Origin of the sequence: Microbacterium sp. (genome assembly GCF_030149085.1) — a bacterium.
Taxonomy (GTDB): Bacteria; Actinomycetota; Actinomycetes; order Actinomycetales; family Microbacteriaceae; genus Microbacterium.
Genome location: NZ_JASBSF010000105.1, coordinates 1 through 3,097, shown reverse-complemented (window position 1 = coordinate 3,097; position 3,097 = coordinate 1). Strand labels below are relative to the sequence as shown.

6 protein-coding genes are annotated in these 3,097 nt (G+C 67.5%); 3 read left to right on the top strand and 3 right to left on the bottom strand.

Annotated elements, in window-relative coordinates; genetic code table 11:
• Nucleotides 1-850, top strand: an 850-nt coding sequence (locus Q1V87_RS04400; protein WP_300591006.1) for a PepSY domain-containing protein, incomplete at its 5' end; no start/stop codon positions are given.
• Nucleotides 851-952: 102 nt separating this feature from the next.
• Here Q1V87_RS04400 and Q1V87_RS04395 read toward each other — a convergent pair.
• Complete coding sequence (locus Q1V87_RS04395; protein WP_300591005.1) at nt 953-1,318, bottom strand: helix-turn-helix domain-containing protein; 366 nt, start codon at nt 1,316-1,318, stop codon at nt 953-955.
• 83 nt (nt 1,319-1,401) lie between these two features.
• Between Q1V87_RS04395 and Q1V87_RS04390 the strand changes: the two genes are divergently transcribed.
• On the top strand, nt 1,402-1,806 hold the full coding sequence (locus Q1V87_RS04390; protein WP_300591004.1) for a nuclear transport factor 2 family protein: 405 nt from the start codon (nt 1,402-1,404) through the stop codon (nt 1,804-1,806).
• Here the strand turns inward: Q1V87_RS04390 and Q1V87_RS04385 are convergent.
• Nucleotides 1,797-2,615, bottom strand: coding sequence for a hypothetical protein (locus Q1V87_RS04385; protein ID WP_300591003.1), 819 nt, complete (start codon nt 2,613-2,615; stop codon nt 1,797-1,799). The two genes, Q1V87_RS04390 and Q1V87_RS04385, sit on opposite strands and share 10 nt — an antisense overlap.
• 27 nt (nt 2,616-2,642) lie before the next feature.
• Nucleotides 2,643-2,969, bottom strand: coding sequence for a ferredoxin (fdxA, locus tag Q1V87_RS04380; protein ID WP_300591002.1), 327 nt, complete (start codon nt 2,967-2,969; stop codon nt 2,643-2,645).
• Between the two features lie 49 nt (nt 2,970-3,018).
• Here fdxA and Q1V87_RS16265 point away from each other — a divergent pair.
• The coding region (locus Q1V87_RS16265; protein ID WP_366945406.1) for a MerR family DNA-binding transcriptional regulator at nt 3,019-3,097 on the top strand (79 nt) is incomplete at its 3' end.

Genomic DNA, 3,097 nt, shown 5'->3' with positions numbered 1-3,097 from the left:
GCGCGCCAAGGGCATCAAGGGTGCACGGGTGCGTGGCTGGCACGCCCTGGTCGGACTCCCGGTCGGACTCGGCATCCTGATGCTCGTCGTCTCCGGGCTCCCCTGGACGGGCATCTGGGGGACCGCCGCGCAGCAGATCGCCTCCGACAACGGCGGCTCGTTGTGGGGTACGGACCCGGGCGCGGAGTCCACCATTCGTGACCTCATCGAGCAGACCGACGGGACCAGCAGCGAGGCCGGCTGGGCGATCGGCAACGCTCCCCGCGGCACCAGCACCGGCACCGGACCGGTGATCTCGATCGACGAGGCCGTCGCCGCCGCCAATGATCAGGGCGCTCCGGGGCCGTACTCGGTGATCTACCCCGACGGGGAGGCCGGAGTGTTCACCGTGATGGGCAGCCAGTGGAACAACAACGGCAACCCCGCCGAATCCGATGTCGCCCTCGAGCAGACCATCCACGTCGACCAGTACACCGGGCAGGTCGCCGGCGAGTACGGGTACGAGGACTACAGCCCAGCCGCGAAGATCGTCTCCCAAGGCATCGCCGTCCACGAAGGACGGCGCCTCGGCCCGATCAACACGATCCTGACCACCCTGTTCTGCCTCGCCGTGATGTTCATGTGCATCACCGGGCCCCTCATGTGGTGGACCCGACGCGGCACCGCATCCGGACTCGCTGCACCGCGCGCCAAGCTCCCCGTCTGGGGGAACCGGATCCTTCTCGTCGCGCTGGTCGGGCTCGGCCTCTTCCTGCCCCTGTTCGGGCTCTCCCTGCTGATCATTTTGGTCCTCGACCAGCTCGTCATCCGCCGGATCCCGCGACTACGGAAGTACTTCGGCAGCGTGTGACCTCGAGCACCTGGCCTTCAGCGCGGCCACGCAGTTCCAGCCGCTCCTTCCCTGGGGCCGCACAGATGATGGTCCTCGTTGAGAGTGTGACAGTTGGCGGGTCTATCGGTCGGCATCGTAGGTGGCGCGAGCGGCTTCGACTTCCTCGATGTGGGTTTCGGCCCAGCGGCCGAGGGCGGTCAGCGGTTCGCGCAGCGTGAGTCCGAGGGGCGTTAGCTCGTACTCGACTCGTGGGGGCATCTGGTCGTAGGAGGTGCGTGACACGATGCCGTCGCGTTCGAGGTCGCGCAGCGTGTCGGCCAGCACCTTCCCGCTGATGCCGTCGACGGCCTGCCGCACTTCTCCGAAGCGCAGCGGTCCTCCGCTGAGGGCGATGACGATCATGGCCGTCCACTTGTTGGCGATCCGCGCCAGCGAGGTCCGCGACGGGCAGCTCGCCATCATCACGTTCCACGCTGGCTGCGTCATCTCGGTCCACCCTCGGTTACGTTGAGGTAACAGGTTACCAAATGTAACCATTTGGGTTGTTTGGTATCCGATCAGAGGAGAGCATGATGACCGAGCAGACTCCGGCGGCTGTGGCCGCCGCCTACTTCGACGCCCTGGGCCGGGGCGATGTGCCGGCTGCGATGGGTATGTTCAGCCCGCAGGTGATCTGGCATCAGCCGGGGGCGAACCGCTTCTCCGGCGACCATACCGGCGTCGACGGCGTGGAGGCACTGCTGGGCGGGATGATGGAGGTCAGCGAGGGCAGCTTCCAGCTCGCCGTCACCGGCCCCGCGATGGTCAACGGCGAGTTCGTCGCCGTGCCGGTGCGGTTCTCCGGCACGCGCGCGGCCGGGTCGATGGATATGGCCGGCATCGACCTGTTGACCGTCCGTGAGGGGAAGATCGTGGGGGTGCGCCTGTTCTCTGAGGACGGCCCTGCCGAGGACACGTTCTGGGGTCACGCCTGATCTGCGTCGCGGCGATCTGGTGAGCTGCGGGCTGGTCCGGCCCGCAGCTCGTCGTCGCGACCGGCGACGTGGGCGAGGATGCTGCGCCAGTGGTCGGTCAGCATGCCGAGCGCCGGGGCGAGCGTGCCGTCGCCACTGGACTCGTAGGCGCGCAGCGTTTCGGGAAACGGCTCGTTGATGCGCGGCCCGGTCGTGTCTGTGCGGAGGTGGTAGAGCTGGCCGGGCGGGAAGCGGTGCAGGGAGTCGAGCCAGCCGTCGTAGATCGACGTCGCGTGCTCATCGGTCAGCTCGGGGCTTTCAGTCAGCTCGCGCTCGTGCAGGGCGCGCTCGATCTGGCCGTCGAGGCCGGTGGCGTGACTCTCGGTGTAGGGGTCGCCTGGTTCGGGATGCGCGACGGGTCCGATGCGGAAGCCGGGCTGCACGAGCGCGAGGCGGTCGGTCATGTCGGGCTCCGCGCTGGCGAGAGCGATCGCGGTCAGGGCTCCGGTTCCCCAGCCGACGACCCCGATCGGCCCATACTCGAACTCGCCCAGTTGATGCGCGGTGCGCCGAACGTAGTGCACGTACTCCGCGATCAGCGCGGCGTGCGGCTCGGGTCCGATGCGCGTCTCGTCCTGTTCGTCGAGCGTGACGGGATCGACGGTCAACAGCCGGACGTCGCACTCAGCGGTGATGAGCGGGTCCGGGTCGACGACGCCGCCGAGGTCGGCAGGGTTGCACATGAGCACGACGCGTCGTGCGAACGACTTGCCGGCGTGGGAGACGCCGACAGTGACGCCGGAAGGCAGGGTGAGGTGAAGATCGGGCATAAACGGAGCCTCCTATCGGTGTGCGTTTCACAAGTCGCGGTGCTGCGGGGGCAGCGCGGCGACAATGGGGTGGTCGTAGGGCAGCACGCCGGTCTTGGCCGCACCGCCGGGCGAGCCCAGCTCTGTGAAGAACTCGACGTTGGCCGTGTAGTAGTCGGCCCACTCCTCGGGCAGATCGTCCTCGTAATAGATCGCCTCAACCGGGCACACCGGCTCGCAGGCTCCGCAGTCCACGCACTCGTCGGGGTGAATGTAGAGCATCCGTTCCCCCTTGTAGATGCAGTCGACAGGGCACTCGTCGACGCACGCGCGGTCCTTCACGTCCACGCACGGCAGGGCGATCACATACGTCATGCTTCGAGGCTAGACCTTGAAGTCGACTCGAAGGTCTAGCCTTAGTTCTGTGCGCATCTCTGAGGTCGCGGCACGGTCAGGCATTCCCGCGACCACGCTGCGCTACTACGACTCCATCGGGCTCATCG